The following is a 24,691-nucleotide window of genomic DNA, read 5'->3' on the forward strand; positions in this document are numbered from 1 at the left end:
ACCTCCACACCCACGCCCCAACGCCACCCACGAGGCACCCGCCATGAACAAGCAAGCCACCGCCGACCAGCTGCGCCACGACTGGCAGACCAACCCGCGCTGGGCCGGCGTTTCCCGGCCGTATTGCGCCGAAGACGTGGTGCGCCTGCGCGGTACGGTGCCGGTCGAACACTCGCTCGCCCGCCTCGGCGCGGAGAAGCTGTGGCATTCGCTGCACACCGAGGACTTCGTCAACGCGCTCGGCGCGCTGACCGGCAACCAGGCGATGCAGCAGGTGAAGGCGGGACTCAAGGCGATCTACCTCTCCGGCTGGCAGGTCGCGGCCGACGCCAACATCGCCGGCGAGATGTACCCCGACCAGTCGCTGTACCCGGTCAACTCGGTGCCGCAGGTCGTGCGTCGCATCAACAACACGCTGCTGCGCGCCGACCAGATCCAGTGCGCCGAAGGCGGCGGCGACGTCGACTTCCTGCAGCCGATCGTGGCCGACGCCGAAGCCGGTTTCGGCGGCGTGCTCAATGCCTTCGAGCTGATGAAGGCAATGATCGAAGCCGGCGCCGCCGGCGTGCACTTCGAGGACCAGCTCGCCTCGGTGAAGAAGTGCGGCCACATGGGCGGCAAGGTGCTGGTGCCCACGCGCGAAGCGGTCGAGAAGCTGGTCGCCGCGCGCCTCGCCGCCGACGTGATGGGCGTGCCGACGCTGATCGTCGCGCGCACCGACGCCGAAGCCGCCGACCTGCTCACCAGCGACGTCGATGCCAATGACCAGCCGTTCTGCACCGGCGAGCGCACCGTCGAGGGCTTCTACAAGACCCGCAAGGGCCTGGACCAGGCGATCTCGCGTGGCCTGGCGTACGCGCCGTATGCCGATCTGGTGTGGTGCGAGACCGGCAAGCCCGATCTCGAATTCGCGCGCCAGTTCGCCGAGGCGATCCACGCGAAGTACCCGGGCAAGCTGCTCGCCTACAACTGCTCGCCGTCGTTCAACTGGAAGAAGAACCTCGACGACGCGACCATCGCGAAGTTCCAGAAGGAACTTGCCGCGTACGGTTACAGGTTCCAGTTCATCACCCTGGCCGGCTTCCACAGCCTCAACTACGGCATGTTCAACCTCGCGCACGGCTACGCGCGCCGACAGATGAGCGCCTTCGTCGAACTGCAGGAAGCCGAGTTCGCCGCGGCCGAGAAGGGCTTCACCGCGGTCAAGCACCAGCGTGAAGTCGGCACTGGCTACTTCGACGCCGTCACCCAGGTGATCCAGAACGGCCAGTCCTCGACCACCGCGCTGAAAGGCTCGACCGAGGAAGAGCAGTTCCACGAGCAGAAGGCGGCGTAAGGCGCATTCGATGCATTGCCGCAAGCCTGACGGGCCAAGGCACATCTTCTCCCCGCATGCGGGGAGAAGCCGTCCGGAGGGCAGATGAGGGCGCGAGCGCAGCGAGCTGCGAATTGCGGAACCGATCCAGGCGGCGAACAACAGCGAAGACCAGCGGAAAAAGTGGGTGTTAACCCACCTCCAGATCGACGCCTTTCCCCCTCCCTTTCGCGCAGCGAAGGGGAGGGCCGGGGAGGGGTGCGAGCGCAGCCAGCCTGCTTCTTCCGAGTGCGGCCGCCGCTTCTCAAATTCCCATTGTCCGCCCCCGCCCCCGGATCCCGTTGGCCGCGCCCCGCGCCTGCCGCCGTAATCCTGAGGGTCGGGTGATATTCTCCCCCTCTCCGCAGGGCCGGGTACGTGTGGATGAAGCGCAGCACTGCGACGGAGTCGCTGCAGGAAGCCGGTATGCCCACCACGGCGCCCGATGCGGCGACCGCGGCGCTGACCCCTGCCGAATACGCGCTGTTCGCCGCCGTCGGCCGCCCGCGCCGCTGCTATGCCGGCGAGACCCTGTTCCGCCGCGGCGACCTGGGCACCACGATGTACGTCATCGCCAGCGGCGCCATCGATCTCGACTTCGGCGATGACCTGATTTCCAAGCGTCTGAGCCGGTACGAATTCTTCGGCGAACTCGGTCTGCTGATCGGCGATCACGCGCGCAGCGCCGATGCCGTCGCCGCCACCGACGGCGAACTGATCGAACTGCGCCACGAGGAATTCCAGCGCCTCGTCGACGACGATCCCGGCCTGGTCTCGCACTTCCTGCGCCGCGCGATCATGCGCGTCGTACTCAACGAACAGAGCCTCATCCGCCGCCTGCGTCGCCGCAACCAGGACCTGCAGTCGGCGCTGGATTCGCTGCGCGCCACCGCGCACCAGCTCAACCAGACCGAAGAGCTGATCCGTACCGATGAGCTCACCGGCCTGCACAACCGGCGCGGCCTCGCCCAGCACCTGGCCGAGCGGCGCCGCAACGGATCGCTCAAGGGCCTGGGCCTGGTGCTGGTCGATTGCGACCGCTTCAAGCAGGTCAACGACGAACACGGCCACCTGGTCGGCGATCGCGTGTTGCAGAGCGTCGCCAGCATCCTGCGCTCGGTCGCCGGCGAAGGCGACATCGCCTGCCGTCTCGGCGGCGACGAGTTCTGCCTGCTGATCGGCGCGGACAATCGCGAGGCCGTGCTCGGCTTCGCCGACTTCATCGTGACCACCACGCGCGGCCTGTTGCAGGTGCCGCGCCACGCCGAGCCCGGCGAAATACCGCTGGCCTGTTCGGTCAGCATCGGCGCCTGCCTGATCGACGGCGAGCGCGACTGGAACGACTGGTACGCGCAGGCCGACACGGCGCTGTATCGTGCCAAGCGCCTGGGCGGCAATCGCGTCGAGTGGCAGGACGATGCCTTTGCCGCGGCTTAATGGACCCGAGCCGATGAACACCGCGGTACAGACGTTCGACCCCACGCCCGATGCGGCACCGCGCATGCCGGCCAATGCGCCGCAGTTGCGCACGCTCCTGCTCACCGACCTCGTCGACTCGATGGGACTGGTCGAACGCCTCGGCGACGGGCCAGCCAGCGATCTGTTCCGCGCGCACGACCGCCTGGTCCTGCAGCTGCAGCAGCAATGGCGCGGTCGCCTGATCGATCGTTCCGACGGCTTGCTGTTGCTGTTCGAGCGCCCGATCGACGGACTCGGCTTTGCGCTCGATTACGTGCGCGGACTCGCGGACATGGGCCGCTCCCGCGGCATCGCCCTGCATGCGCGCGCCGGCCTGCACGTCGGCGAAGTGCTGACCTGGCGCAACAGCGACGAAGCCGTGAGCATCGGCGCCAAGCCGCTGGAAGTGGAAGGCCTGGCCAAACCGATCGCCGCACGCCTGATGGCGATGGCGCGGCCCGGGCAGATCCTGCTCTCGGCCGTGGCCGAACCGCTCGCGCACCGCGCCGCGCGCGAACTGGGCGAACGCGGCCAGCACCTGGCGTGGAAATCGTGGGGTAACTGGCGCTTCAAGGGCGTGCCCGAGCCGCAGCAGATCTTCGAGGTCGGCGAACCGGGCATCGCCCCGCTGCGCCGGCCGCCCGACACGCCCAAGGCCTGGCGCGACATCCCGCTGTGGCGACGCCCTGCGGCGCTCGCCGCCGAAGCCGCGCTGCTGGCCGGGCTCGCGGTCGGCGCGTGGTTCGTCACCCGGCCCGAGCCCGCCATCGCGTTCAACCAGCGCGACTGGGTCGTCATCGGCGACCTGCGCAACCTCACCGGACAGAGCGCGCTGGACGATTCGCTGGAACAGGCCTTCCGCATCAGCCTGGAGCAGTCGCGCTACGTCAACGTGTTGAGCGACCTGAAGGCGCGCGACACGCTCGGCCGCATGCAGCGTCCGGGCGACACCGTGCTCGATCGCGCCGTGGCTTCGGAGATTGCCCTGCGCGATGGCGCGCGCGCGGTGATTCTGCCGACGGTGGCCGAAGTCGGCGGTCGTGTGCGCGTGAGCGCGGAGGTGATCGATCCGCACACGCAGACGACGGTGTATGCCGAGTCCGCTGACGGACGCGGCTTCGAGTCCATGTTGGAATCCATCGACAGGGTCACCGCCTCGCTGCGCGGCAAACTCGGTGAAACGGTGAAATCCATCGAGAGGGATTCCACGCCGCTGCCTGCGGTGACGTCGAAGAGCCTCGACGCACTGCGTGCCTATGCCCTGGCGCAGAATGCGCTGGCGCGGTTCAACTATGCCGAGGCGCTGCAGCTGTTCCAGCGCGCCACGCAGCTGGACCCGCAGTTCGCTCTGGCCTGGCTCGGCCAGGTGCGCGTCTACTACAGCCAGGAAAATGCCGGGCGCGGCGAAGTTCCGTTGCGCCGTGCGCAAGCGCTGCGGGAGCACCTCCCGCCACGTGAAGCGCTGTACCTGGATGCATGGGTATCGGAGTTCGATACGCCCGCGGAAACGGCTACCAAATGGGTGGAACTTGCCGCGCTCTATCCGGATTATCTGCCGGGTCGAGGCAATGCCTCGACGTGGCTATACAAGGAGAACCGATTCAAGGAGGCGCTGGTCCACACTCAGGCTGCCGCGATCCCCCAGAACCCGCTGCAAGGGCAGGAATTCGATTCCGTGGGGCGTGCCTATCTGGGGTTGGAGCAGTACGCACAGGCCGAAGCGGCATTCAAGCGATCCTTCGCCATGAGTGGTGGCGGCAGCATGCGGCGGTTGGTTTCCACGGCCGCTGCGCGGCGTGATTTCAAGGCGGCGCGCGCGTACGAACGACGGCTCGAAGCCGATAACCCCTTCGTGTATATCGAACGCACCAGCCTGGCCATAGACCAGGGGCGCTGGCAGGACGCGCAGCGGATGGCGCGCAAAGCGGTCGATCTCGCAGGAAATGAAGGTGCAGCCAGCCGCTACCTGACACTGCCGGTGGCGGTTGCCGACTGGATGGCAGGAGATGTGGAAAGCGCCCGCGCCCATGCACGCAGCGCGCTTGAAAAAGCGTTATCGGCGCTTCGCGGATACCGGGGCGCGGATTCGGAAGAAGATGCTGCCCTGGCCCTGGGTGCGGCGTTGGCCCTGTTGCGCATGGGCGGCGGAGATACGACCGACGAAGTTCTCGGCGTCCTGAAGGAACGTCCGGCGCTCCTCGACATCCCGCAAATAGCCGAATTGGCGACGATCACCAAGGCCGCCAGAAATCGCCTTGCGGATCGCCCGGACGATGCCATTGCGTTGCTGTCACCGCTTTTCGATGGCAACGAGCGCTACCAGGCACATGTTGAAATGATGGAGTCCCTGTCCTTGTCCGGACGAAACGATGAAGCGCTCTGGCACGCGCGCTGGCTCCAGCAGCACCGTGGCACGGCCTATGTGGAGCTGGAGTGCGGTCACTGCCTCCAGGCGCTGAACGTCGTGGACAGCGATCGCGCGATCCGGATCGAGGCAGCCTTGCTGGAGAAGCAGGGGAAGGCGGCCGAAGCCGCGCGGAAACTGGAGGATTTCAACCGGCTGTGGCCGGTTGAAATCCAGCCGGCTCACCTGCGGAGGTGACGTCGGAGCGGATTGCCGGCATCCAGCTTGGGTGTCGTTTGATCCAGGCCGCTCAGCAGCATGGCGCGGATTTCTTCCCGTGCCGCCGCAATCGATTCCTTTGGCGCGAGTCGTTCGACCTTGCAGTCGACCAAGGCCTCGGGCAACGCGACTGGCAGGCTGCCGCAGGCCGTCATCTGCGCCGGTGTCGGCGACTCATGACCTATCTCGTGAAGCGCGGCACGCGGATCGGCCTGGAAGCGCGCGCGGTAGTCGTCGTCCGTGCTCAGCAAGTCCAGTAACCGGTCGGCAAGCCGCGGATCCAGCGGCGCCGTCTTCACCTTCTCAGCCATTTCCCCGTCCCCTGATCGCCGGTGTTGGCGTGGTTGCGGGGAATCTAGCGCCGGTTCGGCGGGAGAAACAACCTCTTTTGCCGCCACGTTCGTGGTGATCCCGGTGCGTCGGGGTTCACGAGCGCCGAATGCGGACCGCCGACGCTGGTCCGGCCAGGCGAATCCAGTCAACGCGAAGGTCTCTGATGAATGTCGTCCGGGCGCAGCAAAGGAGCTGCTCCTACAATCGAACTCGCGCGACGCAACCGGAGTTACGCATGCAGATCCGCCGCTGTGCCACCGTCTTTCTCGAACCGCGCGAGGAAGCCAGCTTCGACCTCCATCTGCTCCTGTCCGGCGGCGACGGCCTGCGCCGCGAGCTGCGCTGGCTGGCGCTCGCGCCGCACCGCGGCGAGGAGCTGGAGATCGATGCCGACGAACGCGAGGTGCTCGGCGCCATCGGCCCCGCGCGCTGGGTCGATGCCGAAGCGCTCGTCGCGTATGCGCCCGCCGCGGTGCAGCGCCTGCTCGCGGAAGGCCTGCTCATCAGCGATGCCGCCGCTCACGCGCACTGGCGCGAACGCGATGAAGCCCTGCGTTCCGTGCACTGGCACCCGCTTGCGGCGACGCTGCACGCCTTCACCCGCTGGAGCGGCGTTGACGGTGTGCAGAACGGCAAGGACAGCGGCACGGAAACCGCCGTGCAGATGCGCGCGGTGCTCGGCGCGCCGCCGGTGGAAGCCGCGCGCCGCACCGACGCGTCTTCGCAACTGAAACTCCCGCGCATCGCAGCCACCGCCTTCGACGATCTGCTCGCGCGCCGTGTCACCTGCCGCAACTTCGATCCGGAACGCGCGCTGCCGTGCGCACTGTTCGCGCAGCTGCTGCAGCGCGTGTTCGCCGCCCATGCCGAGGTGCGGATCAGCGACGACACCGTGTTCCTCAAGAAAAATGTGCCTTCCGGCGGCGGGCTGCATCCGATCGAGTGCTACCTGATCGTGCAGAACGTCGAGGGCTTGGCGCCCGGCCTGTATCACTACCAGGCGGTCGAACATGCGCTGGAGCCCCTGCCGGTGCCCGCCGGGCGCAGCTGGGAGGACGGCGGGCTGCGCCGCTTCCTCCAGGACATGGTCGCGCAGCAGCACTGGTTCGCCGATGCGCACGTGGCGGTGGTGTTGTCGCCGCGCTTCGACCGCACGTTCTGGAAGTACCGCCAGCACGCCAAGGGCTATCGCGTCGTGGCGCTGGAGGCCGGCCACCTCTCCCAGACCCTGTACCTGGCCGCGACGGACGCCGGCCTGGGCGCCTTCATCACCGGGGCGATCAACGAGAAGGAGCTGGAACAGGCCCTGGGGCTGGATCCGGTGAGCCAGGGGGCGCTGGCGGTGTGCGGCTTCGGCTGGCGCGGCGCGGCCATGGCGACGGCGGAGTTGGATCCCAACGCGGAGGTCTGGACGGCCTGACCCTGCGGCTCGCCATGACCGCAGGCAGGCGACATTCCCGGGCGCCGCAGGTAGTCTCGGCCGCTCCTTCACCTCTCACGAGAGCCCCCCGTGCGCCTTCGCTTTTCGATCCTTCTCCTCGCCGCCGGCCTGGCGGTTTCCTCGCTCGCGACCGCCAACGAGGGCGGTTTGCGCTTTGACGACATCCGCAGCCAGCAGGCGGAGATCCGCGCCGGCGTCGTCGCCAGGAGCGGCCGCTACCGCGACATGGCCGAGAGCACCCGCAGCGAGCTGCTGAGCCGGCAGACCCGCGTGCTCAACACCATCGACGGCAAGCAGGTGTCCGCCGACCTCACCCAGGAGCAGCGGACCGAGGTGTTCAACGACCTGGAGTGGATCGAGGCCGCCATCAACCGCGAGGACGACGAACGCATGGTCTGCGAGTACACCCGCACGATCGGCAGCAACAGGAAACAACGCGTATGCAGGACGGCGGCGCAGGTGCGCGAGGATCACGAACGCTCCAAGCAGGAACTCGACCGCATCCAGACCCAGACCGGCCGTTACTGAGGCACCATTCGGATTCGCGAAAAGAGGGCGGCGCAAGCCGTCCTCTCCTCGTTTCGGGCCATCGGTTGCGGTGCCTGCGGGCCGGGCGTAGTGTCGGCGCGCTCGCAACGGATCGGCCCGCGCGTTGCGTCAGCGACACCTGCCGCCGGGCCATGCCTATCGGGGAGACGGACATGCTCAAACGCTATCTGATCGTCGCATGCCTTATGGCGCTCGCGCAGTCGGGGTTGGCAGCGGAAAGCAATGCCGCGCAAGGTAACGAGGACGGCTTGCAGGTCATCCTCAAGCAGCAGGCCGAGCTGCGCGCCGATCTCGAGGACGGCGGCATCGACGGGCTCACCGCCCGGCAGAACAACCTGGTGCGCAAGGCGCAGGCCGAGGTGTTCGCGGTCACGGAAGGCAAGACGCGGCTGGACCAGCTGTCGATGGACGAGAAGATCCGCATGGAGAACGCGCTGGAGCGCATCAATGCGGAAGTGAAGAACAACCGCCAGGCCAGCGATGACCAGAACGTGTGCTGGCGCGAGCGGGTCAGCGGCTCGAAGCTGAAGACGACGCGCTGCGGCACCCAGGCCGAGATGCGCGAAGCACGCGAAGGCGCCCGCGACTACATGGAAAAGCCCAAGGTCTGCGTTCCGCCCGGGTGCGGCGGCACCTGACGCGCCTTCACGCGCCGCGGACTGCCGACGTATCGGGCGAGGAAAAAAGGGCGGGATATCCGCCCTTTTTTCGTTTCCGGAACCTTCATGTCCGGCCCCGGCCGCAGGCGTAATGTCGCCCTGCGTCACACGCGGCCCCGGGGTTGCGCCCCGGCCGCAACGGTAACGGAGGCGAACATGAAAACCCTGATCCTGGCAGTCCTGCTGTGCCTGCCGCCGCTGGCGGTCGCACAGGCCCCTGCCCCCACTCCATCCGGGCCCGATTCGCTCCAGGTCCTGGTCGATCAGCAACGCGCGCTGCGCGCGGATCTCGACGGCGGCCGCATGGTATCGCTCACGCCGCGGCAGAGCCGGATCGTGCGTACGGCGCAGGACGACTTCTTCGCCGCCACGCAAGGCAAGGCGCGGCTGGCCGATCTGTCCATGGACGAGAAGATCCGCGTCGAGAACGCTCTGGAACGCATCAACGCCGAGGTCCAGAACACGCGCACGTCCAATGACGCGCAGAACGTGTGCTGGCGCGAACGTGTCAGCGGCACCGGGATGAAGAAGACCCGCTGCGGCACCAAGGCGGAAATGCGCGAGGCCCGCGAAGGCGCGCGCGATTACCTGGAGCGGCCGAAGGTTTGCGGGCAGCAGTGCGGCGGGCTGTAGTGCCGGGCATTCGCGCGCACAACTCGCAAGGCCGGCTTGGCGCTACGCAGGGCCGCGGACGCCATGCGTGCGTGGCGGCTTGCGATACGGCCTCCGGAACGACTGCCCCCTGCTGCGAGCGGAATCGGCGGCGCGCCACCGCGTGATCGAAGACTCGCCGATAGCCGCAGGTCGTCGTGGCCCTGCGAAGCGATGAAGATGCGAGGCAAACCGCCCTCGCGTCCGCGTGCTGCGCGTCGGGTCGGTGCCACTCGCTACCCGCGTGAGCGGGCGTCCGAGTGCCGCAGAACGTTGTGGTCCTTGCTGCGATGAAGACGCGAGGGAAACGGAGATCCCTCGCGTTCGCGCATTGCGCGTCGTGCGGTGACCCGCGCTGCCCGCCTGATCGAAGACTTGCCGAAAGGTCGTGGTACTCCGCGAGAGGCGATGAAGCAGTGAGCGGGCGCGCCTCGCGTTTCGCTCTGTGTCAAGCCCGACCGCGGCGATACGGCGGCTTCGCGATTCCCTCACGCCGCCCGCGCCGCGTCGCCGCGATCCATACCGCGGTAACCCAGCGCTTCGGTCAGATGCGGGCTGAGGATCTGCGGCGCACCGTCGAGATCGGCGATCGTGCGCGCCACGCGCAGGATGCGGTGGATCGAACGCGCCGACAGGTGCAGCGCGTCGACGGCGCGCTCGAGCAGCAGCTGGTCATGCGGTGCGAGTCGGCAACTCGCCTGGGTCTGCGCCTGGTCGAGGCGCGCGTTGATCCTGCCCGCGCGGGCCAGTTGCCGTTCGCGCGCGTGGATCACCCGGGCGCGCACGTCGGCGCTGGATTCGCCCATGGGCAGGTCCGGACGCAACTCCGCGGGCGGCAGGCGCGGCACGTCGACGTGCAGGTCGATGCGGTCCAGCAGGGGACCGGAGATCCGCGCGCGATAGCGGCGCACCGCCTCGGGGTTGCAGCGGCAGCGACCGCTCGCATCGCCGGCCCATCCGCACGGGCAGGGATTCATCGCCGCGACCAACTGGAAGCGCGCGGGAAACTCGTTCTGCCGCGCGGCCCGCGAAATGGTGACGACGCCGGATTCCAGCGGTTCGCGCAACACCTCCAATGCCCGCCGGTCCCACTCCGGTAGTTCGTCCAGGAACAGCACGCCGTGGTGGGCCAGCGAGATCTCGCCGGGCCGCGGTTCGCCGCCGCCGCCGACCAGGGCGACGGCGCTGGCGGTGTGGTGCGGCGCACGGAACGGCCGCTCACGCCAGCGCGAGGGATCCAGGCCGCGACCGCTCACCGAGGCGATCGCGGCGGTCTCCAGCGCCTCGTCCTCGCTCGCCTCGGGCAGCAGGCCCGGCAAGCGCGAGGCGAGCAAGGTCTTGCCGCAACCGGGCGGTCCGACCAGCAACAGGTGGTGGCCGCCCGCCGCCGCGATTTCCAGCGCCCGTCGCGCGTGGGCCTGGCCGCGGACGTCGGCCAGGTCGACCGTGGCGGCGCGGCGCACCGGCATCGGCTGCGCGGCGGGCAGCGGCTTGCGGCCCGCGAGCATCGCGCAGACCTCCAGCAGGGTGCGTGCGGTATGCACGACCACGTGCGAGGCGAGCGCAGCTTCGGCGCCGTTGCCCTCGGGCACGATCAGCCGACGCCCCGCCTGCGCGGCGGCCAGTGCCGCCGGTAGCACGCCGTCGACCGCGCGCAACTCGCCGGTGAGGCCGAGCTCGCCGACGAATTCGCAATCCTGCAGGGCTTCCAGCGGCACCTGTCCGCTCGCCGCGAGAATGCCCAGCGCGATGGGCAGGTCGAAGCGTCCGCCTTCCTTGGGAAGGTCGGCCGGCGCGAGGTTCACCGTGATCACGCGCGCGGGGAATTCGAACTGCGCACAGGTGATCGCCGCGCGCACGCGGTCCTTGGCTTCGCGCACCGCCGCCTCGGGCAGTCCCACCAGCGAGAAGCGCGGCAGCCCGCCCGCCAGGTGGACCTCGACGCGCACCGCGGGCGCACGCACGCCCGTTCGCGCACGGCTGTGCACGAGTGCCAGGTTCATGCGGCCGGCTCAGTGGCGCGGCGGTTGCGCCGCGCCGGTGCCCTGCTGGGCTTCCAGTTCGGCGACGGTGCGCTGCAATTCCTCGAGCTTCTCGCGCGTGCGCAGCAGCACTGCGCGCTGCACTTCGAATTCCTCGCGCGTCACCAGGTCGAGTCTGGCGAGTCCGGACTGCAGCACCGCCTTGAAGTTCTGCTGCAGCTCGTCGCTGCCTTCGCGCAGGCCGGACGGCACCAGCGCGCTGAGGCGGCGGGCGAGGTCATCGAGGTGGCTCAGGTCGATCATGGGCGGGCTCCGTCGGGGATGGTTCCAGCGTGGACCGTTCGCCGCGGCGAATCAGTCGGGCGGTGCCGCGTCCCGGGGTAGGAAACATCCGATCCGCGCATTGTAGGCCGCCGCCGTGCGGCGACGTGTCGATACATCGTTGCGTCGATGCATCGAGACCTCCGCCCGGACTCGCCCGCGTGCCCGCTGCGGCTTATCCTCCACGCGCAAGCCGGGAGACATGCGATGAAGATGGTCATGGCGGTGATCAAGCCGTTCAAGCTCGACGATGTGCGCGAAGCGCTGGCGGAAGCCGGCGTCGCCGGCATCACCGCCACCGAGGTCAAGGGCTTCGGCCGCCAGAAGGGCCACACCGAGCTGTACCGCGGCGCCGAATACGTCGTCGACTTCCTGCCCAAGATCAAGCTCGAAGTCGCGGTCACCGACGATCAGACCGATGCCGTGGTCGAGGCGATCATGAAGGCGGCCGGCACCGGCAAGATCGGCGACGGCAAGATCTTCGTCTGGGACCTCGACCGCGTGGTGCGCATCCGCACCGGCGAAATGGACGGCGACGCGCTCTGACGCCGCGCTAAAGCTGCGCCGGATACGCCGGCGCGCGCTCAGATTTCCATGGCCACGCGATTGCGGCCGGCTTCCTTGGCGCGGTACAGCGCCGCGTCGGCGCGATCGATCACGTCGTGCACGCCGTCGTCTTGCGGGCGCAGCATCGCCAGCCCCAGGCTGATGGTGACGTTGAGGTCTTCGGCCAGATCGGACAGGTCCAGGCGGTGCACGCTGTCGCGCAGACGTTCGGCGACCATCAGCGCGGCGTCGGTCGAGGTCTTCGGCAACAGCACGATGAATTCCTCGCCGCCCATGCGGCCGAGCAGATCGTTCTGCCGCAGCAGCGTTTCGCAGGCGCGCGCCACGCGGATCAGGACCTGGTCGCCGCAGGCGTGGCCGTGGCCGTCGTTGATGCGCTTGAACCAGTCGAGGTCGAAGGTCAGCACCGCCAGCGGTTCCTGCTGCGCGCGCGCGTTGGCCACCGCCTGTTCGGCGGCGACTTCGACGTGGCGGCGGTTGGCCACGCCGGTCAGGGCGTCGGTCAAAGCCAGCTGATTGATCCGGCGCATGCTGCGCAGCTGGCGCATGAACAGCGCGAGCAGGATCACCATGAGCAGGGCGATGCTGACGAGCGCGGCCCACTGCCAGCGGCTGGCGCGTTCGGCGACCTTCAGTCGCTGCTGCTGGCTGCGGCGTTCGGCCTGCAGGCGCGCGTTTTCCAGGTCGCGGCGTGCCGTGTCGAACTGGTACTGCAGCAGCAGCGACTGCTGCGTTCGCGAGTCCTCGTAGAGCCGGCTCCGCCCGCTGCGCTCGAGCTTGAGGTCATCCATCGCCGCGCGGTAGTTGCCGAGGGCCTCGTGGCTGAGCGCGCGCGACGCGTACAGGTCGACCTGGTAGCGCAGGTTCGGATCGACCTCGAAGGCCCGGGCGGCGCGGTCGTAGTGCTCCAGCGCCTGCGGGTGGTCGCCGCGCCCGGCGAGCACCATGCCGTCGAGCAGTTGCAGCATGGCTTCGTTGGAACGGTCGCCGACGCGCTCGAAGCCGGCGCGGGCGGTCGTCAGCGCGGTTTCGGCGGCGTCGAAATCGCCTTTCCTTACCAGCGACGAGGCCATCGCCAGATGCGCGGCGGCGACGTCGTATTCGAGGCCGTGCGCGGCGGCGACATCGAGCGCGCGTCGCAGCACCGCCAGCGCCTCCTCGTATTGCCGGAGATCCTCGTGCAGGTAGCCGGTCTGCAGCAGGGCGACCGACAGCAGTCCGGCATCGCCCTCGCGCTCGGCGAAGGCGATGCCCTGGCGCAGGTATTCCAGGGCCTTGTCGTGGTCGCCCATGCGCCGGTACGCGGCCGCGATGTCGCCGAGGCTGGCTTCGGCTTCCTTGCGCAGGCCCGCCGCGGTGTAGACCTTCTGCGCTTCAAGGAAATCGGTCAGCGCCGCGGCCTGCTGCCCCAGCAGCGAATACAGGCTGCCGCGATGCACCAGCGTTTGCGCCAGCAGCCGCGGGTCGTCGTGCTTGCGTGCGAGCACCAGCGCCGCATCGACCGTCGCCGCGGATTGTGCGGTCCGGCCGGAGCCGTCGATGTAGTTGGCTTCGCACAGGCTGAAACGGATCTGCTCGCCGACATCGTGCAGGCGCGCCGCGTCGGCCAGGCCGGCGCGGGCGAAGGCGAGTCCGGCCGCCGGCTGGCCCAGGTCGTCGTAGTCGCAGCGGAAGCCGCGTAACCGCAGCTCGCGGCGCGCGTCGTTCTTCGGCCGCAGTGCGTCGAGCCGGCGCACGACATCGCGCACCTGTTGCGGGCCGGAAACGATGAGGTCGCCGCGCTCGACCTGCTCGATGAGCCGGTCGAACTGCCCGGCGTCGGGGGTCGTGCCGAAGGCGTCCAGACCGGTCCGGTCCGGGGACGGCGCCGGTTGTGCCGGCACGTCCACGACGACGCACCAGCCGATGACGGCCAGCAAGATGATTCCCGACAGGCGCAAGACATCCCCCCGGATCGAGCGCAGACGGCGCGGGTGCCGTCCGGGAGGCACCGTAACACAGGGCCCGGCCCCGAACGGGGGACGTACGGCGCGCTTCCGGCACCGTCCGTCCGGACGGTGCGTTATTCGCCCAGCGCGGCCGCCACGAACGGCGGCGACACCAGGGCGCCCTGGTGGATGCCGGCGCTGTAGTAGCGGGTGTCGAACAGCTTGGCGCGGGCGTCGGCCTCGCGGAAATCGAAGCCGCCGGCCTTACGCGCCAGGGTGCACGACCACCAGCCGGTCGGGTAGCACGGCTGCGGGAAGGGCAGGGTCTTGAAGGTGGTGAAGCCGGCCTTGCCCATCTCGCCGCGCATCTCCTTGATCAGGTCGAGCAGCACCAGCGGCGACTCGGACTGCTGCACGAGGATGCCGTCGTCCTTGAGCGCGCGGAAGCAGGATTCGTAGAAGGCCTTGTTGAAGAGCCCCTCGGCGGGGCCGACCGGATCGGTCGAGTCGACGATCACGATGTCGACGCTGCCCGGCGCGCAGTTGGCCATGTAGGCGATGCCGTCGTCGAACAGCAGCTGCGCGCGCGGATCGTGGTTGGATTCGCACAGCTCGGGGAACCACTTCTCCGCCATGCGCGTGACCTGCTCGTCGATGTCGCACTGCACCGCCTTTTCCACGCCCGGGTGCTTGAGCACCTCACGCAGCGTGCCGCAGTCGCCGCCGCCGATGATCACGACGTGCTTCGGGTTGGCGTGGGTGAACAGCGCCGGGTGCGACATCATTTCGTGGTAAAGGAAATTGTCGCGCGTGGTGAGCATCATCGCGCCGTCGATGAGCATCAGGTTGCCCCAGTCGGTGCTCTCGTAGATCTCGATGAACTGGAACGGCGACTGCACCTCGTCCAGCTTCTTCGTGATCCGGTAGCCGATGGCCGAGCCGGCGCGCTCGAAGTTCTCGTAGTGCCAGGTGGTGTCGGTCATCGCGGCGGTTCCGTAAGGCGGTGTGGGGGCGCGGATTGTAGCGAAAGGGACGTGGCGGCCGGCTTCGCTGCGCGCTTCTTCCGCTCTTTGGCAGCAGGTCCGGCCTTGTCCATTCGCTGGCGCAGGCCAGGCTTTTCTCCCTCCCTTTGGCCGCAGGCCAAGGGGAGGGCCGGGGAGGGGTGCTGTTGCGGTTGCCTCCTCGCGCCCACGAGCAAACCCCGCTCGCGCCTGTGGCGTTGATCGCGCCCCGGCTCGCCCCTCGGCCGCGGCCAGAGGAGAGGGAAGACGGGGCCGCCGCTAACGTCGCGTCGCGAACGCAAGCCCTACAATGCGCGCCTGATCGCCGCCGATCCTTGCGGATCTTCCGCCGTTCGCCGCCCGATCTCCGATCCTCCCCGTTCGCCGCTACAGGAAGCACGCCGATGACCGCCTGGTCGCTCGACCACGCCCGCAGGACCTATTCGATTCCGCACTGGTCGGAGGGCTACTTCGATGTCGACGCGCAAGGGCGGATCACCGTCGCCCCGCGTGGCCCCCAGGGCCCGAAGATCGCGCTGCCGGACGTGGTCGACCAGGCGAAGGCGCAGGGCGCGAAGCTGCCGCTGCTGGTGCGCTTCCCCGACATCCTCGGCGACCGCCTGCGCAAGCTGCAGGGCGCCTTCGCCCAGGCGATGGGCGAGTGGGACTACGCGGGCGGCTACACCGCCGTGTATCCGATCAAGGTGAACCAGCACGCCGGTGTCGCCGGCACGCTGGCTTCGCATCACGGCGAAGGCTTCGGCCTGGAAGCCGGCAGCAAGCCCGAACTGATGGCCGTGCTCGCGCTGTCGCGCCCGGGCGGGCTGATCGTCTGCAACGGCTACAAGGACCGCGAATACATCCGCCTCGCCCTGATCGGCCGCAAGCTCGGGCTGGAGACCTTCATCGTCATCGAGAAGCCCTCCGAGCTGCCGCTGGTGATCGAGGAAGCGCGCGCGCTGGGCGTGAAGCCGGGCCTGGGCGTGCGCATGCGCCTGGCCTCGCTCGGCGCCGGCAAGTGGCAGAACAGCGGCGGCGACAAGGCCAAGTTCGGCCTCTCGCCGCGCCAGGTGCTCGACCTGTGGAAGCAGCTGCGCGACGCCGGCCTGGAGGATTGCCTGGGCCTGCTGCACTTCCACATGGGTTCGCAGATCTCCAACGTCCGCGACATCGCCAACGGCATGCGCGAGGCGACGCGCTACTTCGTCGAACTCTCCGTGCTCGGCGCGAAGGTGCGCTACATGGACGTCGGCGGCGGCCTGGGCATCGACTACGAAGGCACGCGCTCGCGCAGCTACTGCTCGATCAACTACGGCGTGAACCAGTACGCCTCCAGCATCGTGCAGCCGCTGGCCGAGGCCTGCGAGGAATACGGCCTCGCGCCGCCGCGTGTGATCACCGAATGCGGCCGCGCGATGACCGCGCACCACGCGGTGCTGGTCGCCAACGTCTCGGAAGTCGAGCAGGCGCCGGAAGGCCGCGTGCCCGACCAGCACGACGACGAACCCGCGGTGATCCGCCACCTGCGCGAGATCCATGCCGAGATCGACGCGCGCCCGGCCGTGGAGCTGTTCCACGAGGCCCAGCACCACCACAGCGAGGGCCTGTCGCTGTACGCGCTGGGCCAGATCGACCTGGTGCACCGCGCGCGCATCGACGACCTGTTCTACGCGATCGCGCATGCGGTGCGCGCGCGCCTGAGCTACGACGAGAAGAGCCACCGCGATCTGCTCGACGAGCTCAACGACCGCCTGGTCGACAAGTACTTCGTCAACTTCAGCCTGTTCGAATCGATGCCGGACGTGTGGGCGATCGACCAGGTGTTCCCGATCGCGCCGATCGAGCGCCTGGACGAGGCGCCGACGCGCCGCGGCGTGATCGCCGACATGACCTGCGATTCGGACGGGATGATCGACACCTACGTCGAGACCGAAGGCCTGGACAGCTCGCTGCCGCTGCACGAGATGAAGCACGGCGAGTCGTACCGGCTCGGTTTCTTCCTGGTCGGCGCGTACCAGGAGATCCTCGGCGACATCCACAACCTGTTCGGCGACACCGACGCGGTGGAAGTGCACCTCGACGGTAACGGCGGCTACGCGATGAGCCAGCAACGGCGCGGCGACACCGCCGACGTGATGCTCGATTACGTCGGCTACAGGCTGGGCGACCTGCGCCAGGCGTACGCCGACAAGGTCGCCGCGGCGCACTTGCCGGACGACGAAGCCGCGCGCCTGGCCGCCGATCTGGAAGCGGGCCTGACCGCGTACACCTACCTGAGCGACGAACCCCTGGCCTGAAGCGCCGGATCGTTCGCGGCGCGCCGCGGCGGCGCGCAGGGGATGCGTGCCGCCCTCCAGATGCGCATGCCATCGCCTCGATGATCCCTGCGACCTGGCGGGGGTCGCGCTCGCGATGCTGCTGCTCCGCGACCGCACCGGTCTTCTGGCGTTGCTGGTCTTCGCAGGCGCGCAGCGCAGCAGCCGGATCGGTCGTTGCTACCGGGCGTGGGCTGGCTCGCGGCGGCTTCCTGCAGCCTGTCCCTCAGCCACAAACTGGCCTTTCGGCTCGTCGACTCCGTCTGGGGCAGGCCTTTGCAAGGACGTGGACTGCTCGCCTTCGGCGTGGGCGCGCTGGCGGCGCGCGTTGCCGCATCACGCGGTGAAGAACCGGCCTCCGGATGGCGCACGCGCTGGGAGCGCAGCGCCCAGCGAACAGGGAAGCCATCGCCCAGGCGGCTTGATGCTGTCGCTTTCGCTTTCGCCGGCAGCTGCCTGGTCGCAGCGTGTCTTCGTAACGAAGTTCAACCTTCGCGCGCGACCTGAAAGCCCGCGAACGACTGGCTCACCGGCATCATCTCCAGCCGGTTGACGTTGAGGTGCGGCGGCAGCGTCGCGATCCACCAGATCGTGTCGGCGATATCCTGCGCGGTCATCGGCTGCGCGCCGTGGTACAGCGCATCCGACGCCGCCTGGTCGCCGTGCGTGCGCACCAGGGTGAACTCGGTTTCGGCCATGCCCGGTTCCAGCGTGGTCACGCGCACGCCGGTGCCGTGCAGATCGCTGCGCAGGCCGAGCGAGAACTGGCTGACGAAGGCCTTGGTGCCGCCGTAGACGTTGCCGCCGGGGTAGGGGTAGTTCGCGGCGGTCGAGCTGATGTTGACGATGGCGCCGCGACGTTCGATCAGCGTGGGCAGCACGCGCCGCGTCAGCGTCACCAGCGCAGTGACGTTGGTGTCGATCATGCGCTGCCAGTCGTCGAGGCGCGCTTCCTGCGCGGGTTTGGTGCCCTGGGCGAGGCCGGCGTTGTTGATCAGCAGGTCGATGCCGCGGAACGCCGCCGGCAGCGCGTCCATCGCCGCATCCATCGCCTGCGCGTCGCGGATGTCGAACACCGCCGCGTGCACGTGGTCGGCGCCCAGTTCCTCGACCAGCGCCTGCAGCCGCTCCGCGCGCCGGCCCGTCGCGATCACGCGCCAGCCGCCGGCGACGAAACGGCGTGCGGTGGCGGCGCCGAAACCGGAGGTGGTGCCGGTGATGAGTGCGGTTTTGGTCATGCGGGGTTCCTCGTTGCAGGCAGTGTGCGGAGTCACGGGTGGATGGCGGCGCGCAGCGCACGCCATTGCGTGTCGTCCGGGTGATGGCAGGGCGCGCGCGTGGTCGTTTGCTGCGAGGCCGGGCGCCGTGCGTCCAGCGCGCCGTCGCGCCATTGCCACCCGCAGCTCGGCGGCGCGCTGTCCGGCAGCGGCGCCTGCGCGAGCCGGTCGACCAGCGCGGCGGCGATGAGCCAGGTGCCCAGGTAATCGGGATGGCCGTCGTCGTGCAGCAGCCGCGTTCGTGCGGTAGGCGAAACGCGTTGCAGCATCGCCCCGATATCGACCGTTTCCAGCTGCAGCGAATGCGACAGCGCGCGCACCCGCAGGCTCAGTTCGCGTTGCGCTTCGGGCGAGGCCTGCCAGGTGGCGAACCAGACGGCGCGCGCGCCGTGGGCGCGCACGAGCTCGACCGACTCGCGCAACGCGGCTGGCGCGTCCCTGCAGGACGGGAAGTCGTCGGGGCACAGGGGCAACCCGCCCAGTTCCTGCAACACCACGACGTCGTAGCGGTGTTCCGCCAGCAGCTTCGCCAGCACGCCGTCCTGCAGGCGCTCGCGCAGCCGGCCGCCGCCCTGCGCGAGCAGTTCGGTTTCGATGCGGGCGTCCGGCGCGGCGGCCTGGTACAGCGTCGCGAAGGTGCTGGGAAGATCGTTGTAGTAGGTGAGGCTGTTGCCGACGAACAGCACGCGCAGCGTCGTTCCGGCCAACGCCGCCGACGGAAGCAGCAGCGCGACCAGCAGCACGACGACGCCGATCGCCCCGCGCATCACTTCACCTTGATCGCCATCGCCTGCAGGCCGCCGGCCGAGAGCTTGCGCTTGGCCTCGGCCAGGTCGCTGGCGGTGCCGTAGGGCCCCATGCGCACGCGGTACACGGTGGTGCCCTTGATATCCGCGGCTTCGACGCGCGCGCCCAGGCCGAGCAGGGCGATTCGCGCCTTCAGCTCCTCAGCCTGGCCCGATGCCTGGAAGGCGCCGGCCTGGAGCAGGTAGCGGGTATTGTCATCGAGCGTCGGTGCCGTCGCGGTCCGCGTCGTCGCCGCAGCCGGCTTGTCGCTGCTCTTCGTCGGCGTGGTGGCCTTGGTGTCCGCGGGGGCAACCGCGGTCGCGACCGGCTTCGGCGTCGAAGCGGTCGCGGCATCGGCGCTGTCCACCGGCTGCGGCAGCGCATCGGCGACCGCATCGGTCGGCGCCGTCGCCTGCTTCGCGCGCGCGGCTTCGCGCTGCGCCTCGGCGCGCTCGGTGGCGGCGATCTCGGCATCGCTCAACGGCACTTCCTTGCCGGGGAGCAGGGTGTAGAAGTCGTAGTCCTCGCCCGGCTTGCCGGTGCCCTTGTCCTTCGGCTTGGGGGCGGGCGCATCGCCTTCGGGCGCGACCGCGTCCTCGTCCTCGGCGATCGGCGCCGGCTGCGCATCCGGGTTGGGCTGCGGCCGGAAGAAGCCGTCGCCATCGGACTTCAGGTATTTCGGCGCGACGATGACCACCACCATCGTCAGCAGGACGCCGAGCACCAGCCAGGCCCAGCCGGGAATGTTGTTGCCGTTGCCGCCACTGCGTCGTGCCTGCGACTTGCTGCGCTTTGCTGCCACTTCGGTCTGCCTTGGGTTGGATTGGCCCGTCACGTTTTTTGAAAGGCGGGAATGGGGAACAGGGAACGGGGAAACGAGGGGTTCCCGCTACCCGGCTTCCCGCCCTCGCCATGTTTACTGCGGAAGAGCCGGTATGGAGGGTGGGACCCGACTACTGCGCGCTTGCGTTCCCGATTCCCTGTTCCCCATTCCCGCTCTTTCCCTATCACATCACTTCCGGCGCGCTCACGCCCAGCAGCTCCAGGCCGTTCGCCAGCACCTGCCGTGTCGCCAGCGCCAGCACCAGGCGCGCGTCGCGCAGGTTGGCGTCATCGACCAGGAACTGGTGGTCGTTGTAATACGTCTGGAAGGTCTGCGCGAGTTCGAGCAGGTACGCGGCGATCTGGTGCGGCTCGAGGTCGCGGCCGGCCATCTCGACCACGTCGGGATAGCGCAGCAGCGTCGTGACCAGTTCGCGCGCGCTGTCGTCGTCGAGGTCGAGCGGCTGCGCCAGGCCGTTGGCCGCGTCGAAAGACAGACCACGCTCCTTCAGCTGGCGCGTCAGCCCGTGCATGCGCGCATGCGAGACCTGCACGTAGTACACCGGGTTGTCGAGCGACTGGCTGCGCGCGAAATCGATGTCGAAGGTGAGCTGCGAATCGGGCTTGCGCGCGATCAGGAACCAGCGCGTCGCGTCCCTGCCGACCTCGTCGATCAAATCGCGCAGGGTCACGTAGCTGCCGGCGCGCTTGGACAGCTTCACTTCCTCGCCACCGCGCATCACCGTGACCATCTGGTGCAGCACGTATTCCGGCCAGCCCGGCGGGATGCCGCAGTCCAGCGCCTGCAGGCCGGCCTTCACACGGGCGAGGCTGCCGTGGTGGTCGGCGCCCAGTTCGGTGATCGCACGCTCGTAGCCGCGCTGCCACTTCGACAGGTGGTAGGCGACGTCCGGCACGAAGTACGTGTACGTGCCGTCGGACTTGCGCATCACGCGGTCCTTGTCGTCGCCGAAGTCGGTGGTGCGCAGCCACAGCGCGCCGCCTTCCTCGTAGGTGTGGCCGTGGGCGATCAGCTCGCGCACGGTTTCTTCCACCTTGCTGTCGGTGTAGAGCGAGGATTCCAGGAAGTAGGTGTCGAAGGACACGCCGTACGCGGCGAGGTCGAGGTTCTGCTCGCGGCGCAGGTAGGCGACGGCGAACTGGCGGATCGCGTCGAGGTTGGCAGGGTCCTTCGCGCCGACCACGGTGTGGCCCTCGACCTCGACGCTGTCGCCGCGCAGGTAGGCGTTGGCGACGTCGATGATGTAGTCGCCGCGGTAACCGTCCTCCGGCCAGCCGGTGTCGTCCGGACCCTTGCCCTGCGCGCGCGCCTGCACCGAGATGGCGAGGTTGTTGATCTGCGCGCCGGCGTCGTTGTAGTAGAACTCGCGCTTCACGTTCCAGCCGTTGGCATCGAGCACGCGCGCGATGCAGTCGCCGATCACCGCGGCGCGGCCGTGACCGACGTGCAGCGGGCCGGTCGGATTGGCCGACACGTATTCGACACCCGCGGTGTGGCCCTTGCCGGATTCGTTGCGGCCGTAGCGCGCACCCTGCGCCAGCACCTCGCCGACCTGCGCGCGCCACGCGCTCTCGGCGACGAAGAAGTTGATGAAGCCGGGGCCGGCGATCTCCACCTTGGCGATGGCGTCGTTGGCCGGCAGCGCGTCGACCAGCGCCTGCGCGATCGCGCGCGGGTTCGACTTGGCGGGCTTGGCCAGCAGCATCGCGGCGTTGCTGGAGAAGTCGCCCTGGGCGCGGGTCTTGGGGCGCTCGATGACGAAGTCGGGCGTGGCCAGGTCGGCGGGAAGCGTGCCGGCAGCGCGCAGGGAATCGATGGCCTGCGCGACCAGCGCGCGGAGGGTGGATTTCACGGGGATTTTCAGGCGGCGTAGCGGGTCGGGCATTGTACGCGAGCGTTGCCGGCCCGCCGTTGCGGCGGCGTTCGCGCGGCCTGCTGGGCGTGCTTCGGTGCGAAGTCCAGCATGTCGCTTCGCCCCGAGGTCCCGCTAGACCCAGCCGCGCGCCGCCAGCGACACAGGTGGCCCGTCGCCGATCACGAAGTGGTCGAGCAGGCGCAGGTCGACCAGCGCCAGCGCCTGCTTCAGGCGCGCGGTCACCGCGCGATCGGCGGCCGAGGGCTCCGGGTTCCCGCTGGGATGGTTGTGCGCCACGATCACCGCCGCCGCGTTGTGGCCGAGCGCGCGCCGCACGACTTCGCGCGGGTGCACCTCGGCGCCGTCGAGCGTGCCCTGGAACAACTCCTCGAAGGCGAGCACGCGATGGCGGGTATCGAGGAACAGCGCCGCGAACACCTCGTGCGGCAATCCGCGCAGGCGCTGGGAGAAATAGCGCCCCGCCGCTTGCGGATCGCTCAGGGCGGCGCCGCGTTCGAGCTCGGCGTGCAGCACGCGGCGGCTGAGTTCCAGCGCCGCGGTGAGGGTGCAGGCGCGCGCGGGGCCGAGGCCAGGCAGGCGCCGCAGTTCCGTCGGTGGCCGTTCAAGCAGGGCGCGCAACGGCCCGTGCGCGGCCAGCAGTTCGCGTGCGGTGGCGATCGCGTCGCGACCCGGCAGCCCGGAGCCGAGGAACAGCGCCAGCAGTTCCGCATCCGAGAGCGCCCCGGCGCCGCGGGCGAGCAGCTTCTCGCGGGGGCGTTCGGTGGCGGGCCAATCGCGGATGTGCATGCGACTCGAGAGGTGGGAGAGGGTTCCCGGACGCGGCGAGCGAGCGTCTGCCTGCGAACCTGATCAGAAACAGGCGAGTGGATTCTCGCCGCATCCGGGATGGACATAGCCTGCCCGGCGGCCGGGGGTCTGACGATCAGGCGAATTCGCCTGTTCGGGTAAGCTAAGCGCCCGTTTCGCCGTAGGAATTTTCCTCGCCGATGGCCGATGCACGCGCCCGCGCCGCTGACCCGCTCGTCGACCAGCGCATCCTGTTGTGCGTGTGCGGCGGCATCGCCGCGTACAAGGCCGCCGAGCTGGTACGGCGCCTGCGCGAGGCCGGTGCCCAGGTGCAGGTCGCGATGACCGAGGAAGCGACGCGCTTCGTCGGCACCCCGACGTTCCAGGCCTTGTCCGGCTTCCCCGTGCGCACCTCGCTGTGGGACGAAGCCGCCGAGGCCGCGATGGGCCACATCGAGCTGGCCCGCTGGGCGGACCGGATCGTGGTCGCGCCGGCCACCGCCAACACCCTGGCCAAGCTGACGCACGGCTTCGCCGACGATCTGGTCACGACGCTGTGCCTGGCGACGACCGCGCCGATCACCGTCTGCCCGGCGATGAACCACCGCATGTGGCTGCATCCGGCCACGCAGGCCAACATCGCGACGCTGCGCGAACGCGGCGTGCAAATCGTCGGGCCCGAAGACGGCCCGCTCGCCGAGGGCGAATCCGGCCCGGGACGCCTGAGCGAACCGGCCGACATCGTCGCCGCGCTCGCCGGGGCCGGCCGATGAGCCTGCGCGGACGGCGCGTCGTCGTCAGCGCGGGACCCACGTTCGAGGACCTGGATCCGGTCCGGTTCATCGGGAATCGCAGCAGCGGCAAGATGGGCTTCGCCGTCGCCGAAGCGGCCGCGCGCCAGGGCGCCGAGGTGGTGCTGGTCGCCGGTCCGGTCGCGCTGCCCACGCCCGCCGGCGTCGTGCGCATCGACGTGCGCAGCGCCGCGCAGATGCACGCCGCCGTGCTCGGCGCGCTGCCGGCGGACGTCTACATCGGCGCCGCCGCGGTGGCCGACTTCACTCCGCGCAGCATCGCCCCGGGCAAGATCAAGAAGCAGGCGGGGATGGACACGCTGGTGCTGGAGCTGGTGCGCACGCCGGACATCCTGGCGGAGGTCGCCCGCCATCCGCAGCGGCCGCGCCTGGTGGTCGGGTTTGCGGCAGAAACCGACCAGGTCGAGCACTACGCGCGCGGCAAGCTGGAGAAGAAGCGGCTGGATCTGATCGCCGCCAACCGCGTCGGCGTCGCCGGCAGCGGCTTCGAGAGCGACGACAACGCGCTGGTGGTGTACGGGCGCGACGGCTTCGCGCAGGCGTTGGGGCCGGCGCCGAAGACGCAGTTGGCAGAAAACTTGCTTGAACTGATCTCGGCCCGGCTCGGCTGAGCCACCCGCGCGGCCGCCACCGAACACGCAGGAACCGCATGCACCACACGCTCGAACTGAAGATCCTCGACGCGCGCTTCGGCGGCGAATGGCCCCTGCCCGAATACGCCACGCCGGCCAGCGCCGGCCTCGACCTGCGCGCCGCGCTCGAGGCGGCGCTGACGCTGCAGCCCGGCGATGCGGCGCTGGTGCCGTCGGGACTGGCCATCCACGTCGGCGATCCGACGATGTGCGCGGTGGTCCTGCCGCGTTCCGGGCTCGGCCACAAGCACGGCATCGTGCTCGGCAACGGCACCGGCCTGATCGATGCCGATTACCAGGGCCCGTTGATGATCAGCGTGTGGAATCGGGGTCGCGAGGCTTTTACGATCCAGCCCGGGGATCGCATCGCACAACTCGTGGTGCTGCCGATCGTGCGGGCGACGCTGCAGGTGGTGGACGAATTCGAGGCCAGCGCGCGCGGCGCGGGTGGCTTCGGGCATACGGGCGTGCGCTGAGCGCGCCCGGCATTACGACA

Annotated in this window: 20 protein-coding genes and 1 pseudogene; 11 read left to right on the top strand and 10 right to left on the bottom strand. The window is 69.3% G+C overall.

The window, feature by feature from the left end:
* The first annotated feature begins 43 nt into the window (after positions 1 to 43).
* From aceA to ACFPN1_RS12830, 3 genes are all read left to right on the top strand, one after another.
* Positions 44 to 1,336: an isocitrate lyase gene (gene aceA, locus ACFPN1_RS12820; RefSeq protein ID WP_386755470.1), complete on the top strand. Its 1,293-nt coding sequence runs from the start codon at positions 44 to 46 to the stop codon at positions 1,334 to 1,336.
* Between the two features lie 444 nt (positions 1,337 to 1,780).
* Positions 1,781 to 2,791, top strand: a complete 1,011-nt coding sequence (locus ACFPN1_RS12825) for a GGDEF domain-containing protein (RefSeq protein ID WP_386755520.1) — start codon at positions 1,781 to 1,783, stop codon at positions 2,789 to 2,791.
* A gap of 64 nt (positions 2,792 to 2,855) precedes the next feature.
* Positions 2,856 to 5,414 (top strand): putative peptide modification system cyclase, encoded by a 2,559-nt coding sequence (locus ACFPN1_RS12830; protein ID WP_386755521.1) that lies wholly within the window; start codon positions 2,856 to 2,858, stop codon positions 5,412 to 5,414.
* On the opposite strand, the gene ACFPN1_RS12835 is transcribed toward ACFPN1_RS12830, so the two are convergent.
* The gene (locus ACFPN1_RS12835; RefSeq protein WP_386755472.1) at positions 5,399 to 5,746 is read right to left on the bottom strand and encodes an NHLP-related RiPP peptide; all 348 of its coding nucleotides are present in this window, start codon (positions 5,744 to 5,746) and stop codon (positions 5,399 to 5,401) included. The two genes, ACFPN1_RS12830 and ACFPN1_RS12835, sit on opposite strands and share 16 nt — an antisense overlap.
* A gap of 257 nt (positions 5,747 to 6,003) precedes the next feature.
* Here ACFPN1_RS12835 and ACFPN1_RS12840 point away from each other — a divergent pair, with 257 nt between their 5' ends.
* From ACFPN1_RS12840 to ACFPN1_RS12855, 4 genes are all read left to right on the top strand, one after another.
* Positions 6,004 to 7,188 (top strand): putative peptide maturation dehydrogenase, encoded by a 1,185-nt coding sequence (locus ACFPN1_RS12840; RefSeq protein ID WP_386755473.1) that lies wholly within the window; start codon positions 6,004 to 6,006, stop codon positions 7,186 to 7,188.
* 90 nt (positions 7,189 to 7,278) lie between these two features.
* Complete coding sequence (locus ACFPN1_RS12845; RefSeq protein WP_386755474.1) at positions 7,279 to 7,737, top strand: hypothetical protein; 459 nt, start codon at positions 7,279 to 7,281, stop codon at positions 7,735 to 7,737.
* 173 nt (positions 7,738 to 7,910) lie between these two features.
* Positions 7,911 to 8,396 (top strand): hypothetical protein, encoded by a 486-nt coding sequence (locus tag ACFPN1_RS12850; protein WP_386755476.1) that lies wholly within the window; start codon positions 7,911 to 7,913, stop codon positions 8,394 to 8,396.
* Between the two features lie 177 nt (positions 8,397 to 8,573).
* Positions 8,574 to 9,050 (top strand): hypothetical protein, encoded by a 477-nt coding sequence (locus ACFPN1_RS12855; protein ID WP_386755477.1) that lies wholly within the window; start codon positions 8,574 to 8,576, stop codon positions 9,048 to 9,050.
* A gap of 506 nt (positions 9,051 to 9,556) precedes the next feature.
* On the opposite strand, the gene ACFPN1_RS12860 is transcribed toward ACFPN1_RS12855, so the two are convergent.
* On the bottom strand, positions 9,557 to 11,071 hold the full coding sequence (locus ACFPN1_RS12860; RefSeq protein ID WP_386755478.1) for a YifB family Mg chelatase-like AAA ATPase: 1,515 nt from the start codon (positions 11,069 to 11,071) through the stop codon (positions 9,557 to 9,559).
* Between the two features lie 9 nt (positions 11,072 to 11,080).
* Complete coding sequence (gene ubiK, locus ACFPN1_RS12865; RefSeq protein WP_386755480.1) at positions 11,081 to 11,353, bottom strand: ubiquinone biosynthesis accessory factor UbiK; 273 nt, start codon at positions 11,351 to 11,353, stop codon at positions 11,081 to 11,083.
* A gap of 225 nt (positions 11,354 to 11,578) precedes the next feature.
* On the opposite strand from ubiK, the gene ACFPN1_RS12870 reads away from it, so the two are divergent.
* Positions 11,579 to 11,917, top strand: a complete 339-nt coding sequence (locus ACFPN1_RS12870; RefSeq protein WP_386755482.1) for a P-II family nitrogen regulator — start codon at positions 11,579 to 11,581, stop codon at positions 11,915 to 11,917.
* 38 nt (positions 11,918 to 11,955) lie between these two features.
* Here the strand turns inward: ACFPN1_RS12870 and ACFPN1_RS12875 are convergent, their stop codons facing one another.
* Both ACFPN1_RS12875 and speE read right to left on the bottom strand, forming a co-directional pair.
* On the bottom strand, positions 11,956 to 13,857 hold the full coding sequence (locus tag ACFPN1_RS12875; protein ID WP_386755484.1) for a diguanylate cyclase: 1,902 nt from the start codon (positions 13,855 to 13,857) through the stop codon (positions 11,956 to 11,958).
* A gap of 143 nt (positions 13,858 to 14,000) precedes the next feature.
* Positions 14,001 to 14,849 (bottom strand): polyamine aminopropyltransferase, encoded by an 849-nt coding sequence (gene speE, locus ACFPN1_RS12880; RefSeq protein ID WP_386755486.1) that lies wholly within the window; start codon positions 14,847 to 14,849, stop codon positions 14,001 to 14,003.
* 422 nt (positions 14,850 to 15,271) lie between these two features.
* On the opposite strand from speE, the gene speA reads away from it, so the two are divergent.
* Positions 15,272 to 17,164 carry an arginine decarboxylase gene (speA, locus tag ACFPN1_RS12885; protein WP_386755488.1) on the top strand — a complete coding sequence of 631 codons (1,893 nt, stop codon included), beginning with the start codon at positions 15,272 to 15,274 and terminating at the stop codon, positions 17,162 to 17,164.
* Positions 17,165 to 17,667: 503 nt separating this feature from the next.
* Here speA and ACFPN1_RS12890 read toward each other — a convergent pair.
* From ACFPN1_RS12890 to radC, 5 genes are all read right to left on the bottom strand, one after another.
* Positions 17,668 to 18,420, bottom strand: coding sequence for an SDR family NAD(P)-dependent oxidoreductase (locus tag ACFPN1_RS12890; RefSeq protein ID WP_386755490.1), 753 nt, complete (start codon positions 18,418 to 18,420; stop codon positions 17,668 to 17,670).
* Between the two features lie 32 nt (positions 18,421 to 18,452).
* On the bottom strand, positions 18,453 to 19,226 hold the full coding sequence (locus ACFPN1_RS12895) for an SGNH/GDSL hydrolase family protein (RefSeq protein WP_386755492.1): 774 nt from the start codon (positions 19,224 to 19,226) through the stop codon (positions 18,453 to 18,455).
* Positions 19,226 to 20,047, bottom strand: a complete 822-nt coding sequence (locus tag ACFPN1_RS12900; protein ID WP_386755493.1) for an SPOR domain-containing protein — start codon at positions 20,045 to 20,047, stop codon at positions 19,226 to 19,228. Before ACFPN1_RS12900 ends, ACFPN1_RS12895 begins: the two co-directional genes overlap by 1 nt.
* A 205-nt stretch (positions 20,048 to 20,252) precedes the next feature.
* Positions 20,253 to 21,941, bottom strand: a complete 1,689-nt coding sequence (gene argS / locus ACFPN1_RS12905) for an arginine--tRNA ligase (protein ID WP_386755494.1) — start codon at positions 21,939 to 21,941, stop codon at positions 20,253 to 20,255.
* Positions 21,942 to 22,076: 135 nt separating this feature from the next.
* A complete protein-coding gene (gene radC / locus ACFPN1_RS12910; protein ID WP_386755495.1) occupies positions 22,077 to 22,751 on the bottom strand; it encodes a RadC family protein in 675 nt (224 codons plus the stop codon).
* Positions 22,752 to 22,951: 200 nt separating this feature from the next.
* On the opposite strand from radC, the pseudogene coaBC reads away from it, so the two are divergent.
* Positions 22,952 to 24,174, top strand: a pseudogene (gene coaBC / locus ACFPN1_RS12915) (bifunctional phosphopantothenoylcysteine decarboxylase/phosphopantothenate--cysteine ligase CoaBC).
* A gap of 38 nt (positions 24,175 to 24,212) precedes the next feature.
* Entirely contained in the window at positions 24,213 to 24,671 is a 459-nt protein-coding gene (dut, locus tag ACFPN1_RS12920) for a dUTP diphosphatase (RefSeq protein ID WP_386755496.1), read from the top strand.
* Positions 24,672 to 24,691 lie beyond the last annotated feature (20 nt).

It is taken from the genome of Lysobacter yangpyeongensis, assembly GCF_042655745.1.
GTDB classification, from domain to species: Bacteria; Pseudomonadota; Gammaproteobacteria; order Xanthomonadales; family Xanthomonadaceae; genus Agrilutibacter; species Agrilutibacter yangpyeongensis.

What these genes read in the sequence shown, in the direction of transcription:
- ACFPN1_RS12850 (WP_386755476.1), top strand. Translation starts at nt 7,911, where the DNA reads ATGCTCAAACGCTATCTGATCGTCGCATGCCTTATGGCGCTCGCGCAG.
- ACFPN1_RS12835 (WP_386755472.1), bottom strand. Translation starts at nt 5,746, where the DNA reads ATGGCTGAGAAGGTGAAGACGGCGCCGCTGGATCCGCGGCTTGCCGAC.
- speA (WP_386755488.1), top strand. Translation starts at nt 15,272, where the DNA reads ATGACCGCCTGGTCGCTCGACCACGCCCGCAGGACCTATTCGATTCCG.
- ACFPN1_RS12890 (WP_386755490.1), bottom strand. Translation starts at nt 18,420, where the DNA reads ATGACCAAAACCGCACTCATCACCGGCACCACCTCCGGTTTCGGCGCC.
- radC (WP_386755495.1), bottom strand. Translation starts at nt 22,751, where the DNA reads ATGCACATCCGCGATTGGCCCGCCACCGAACGCCCCCGCGAGAAGCTG.
- ACFPN1_RS12830 (WP_386755521.1), top strand. Translation starts at nt 2,856, where the DNA reads ATGCCGGCCAATGCGCCGCAGTTGCGCACGCTCCTGCTCACCGACCTC.
- ubiK (WP_386755480.1), bottom strand. Translation starts at nt 11,353, where the DNA reads ATGATCGACCTGAGCCACCTCGATGACCTCGCCCGCCGCCTCAGCGCG.
- ACFPN1_RS12860 (WP_386755478.1), bottom strand. Translation starts at nt 11,071, where the DNA reads ATGAACCTGGCACTCGTGCACAGCCGTGCGCGAACGGGCGTGCGTGCG.
- ACFPN1_RS12840 (WP_386755473.1), top strand. Translation starts at nt 6,004, where the DNA reads ATGCAGATCCGCCGCTGTGCCACCGTCTTTCTCGAACCGCGCGAGGAA.
- speE (WP_386755486.1), bottom strand. Translation starts at nt 14,849, where the DNA reads ATGACCGACACCACCTGGCACTACGAGAACTTCGAGCGCGCCGGCTCG.
- aceA (WP_386755470.1), top strand. Translation starts at nt 44, where the DNA reads ATGAACAAGCAAGCCACCGCCGACCAGCTGCGCCACGACTGGCAGACC.
- ACFPN1_RS12825 (WP_386755520.1), top strand. Translation starts at nt 1,781, where the DNA reads ATGCCCACCACGGCGCCCGATGCGGCGACCGCGGCGCTGACCCCTGCC.
- ACFPN1_RS12895 (WP_386755492.1), bottom strand. Translation starts at nt 19,226, where the DNA reads ATGCGCGGGGCGATCGGCGTCGTCGTGCTGCTGGTCGCGCTGCTGCTT.
- ACFPN1_RS12855 (WP_386755477.1), top strand. Translation starts at nt 8,574, where the DNA reads ATGAAAACCCTGATCCTGGCAGTCCTGCTGTGCCTGCCGCCGCTGGCG.
- ACFPN1_RS12870 (WP_386755482.1), top strand. Translation starts at nt 11,579, where the DNA reads ATGAAGATGGTCATGGCGGTGATCAAGCCGTTCAAGCTCGACGATGTG.
- dut (WP_386755496.1), top strand. Translation starts at nt 24,213, where the DNA reads ATGCACCACACGCTCGAACTGAAGATCCTCGACGCGCGCTTCGGCGGC.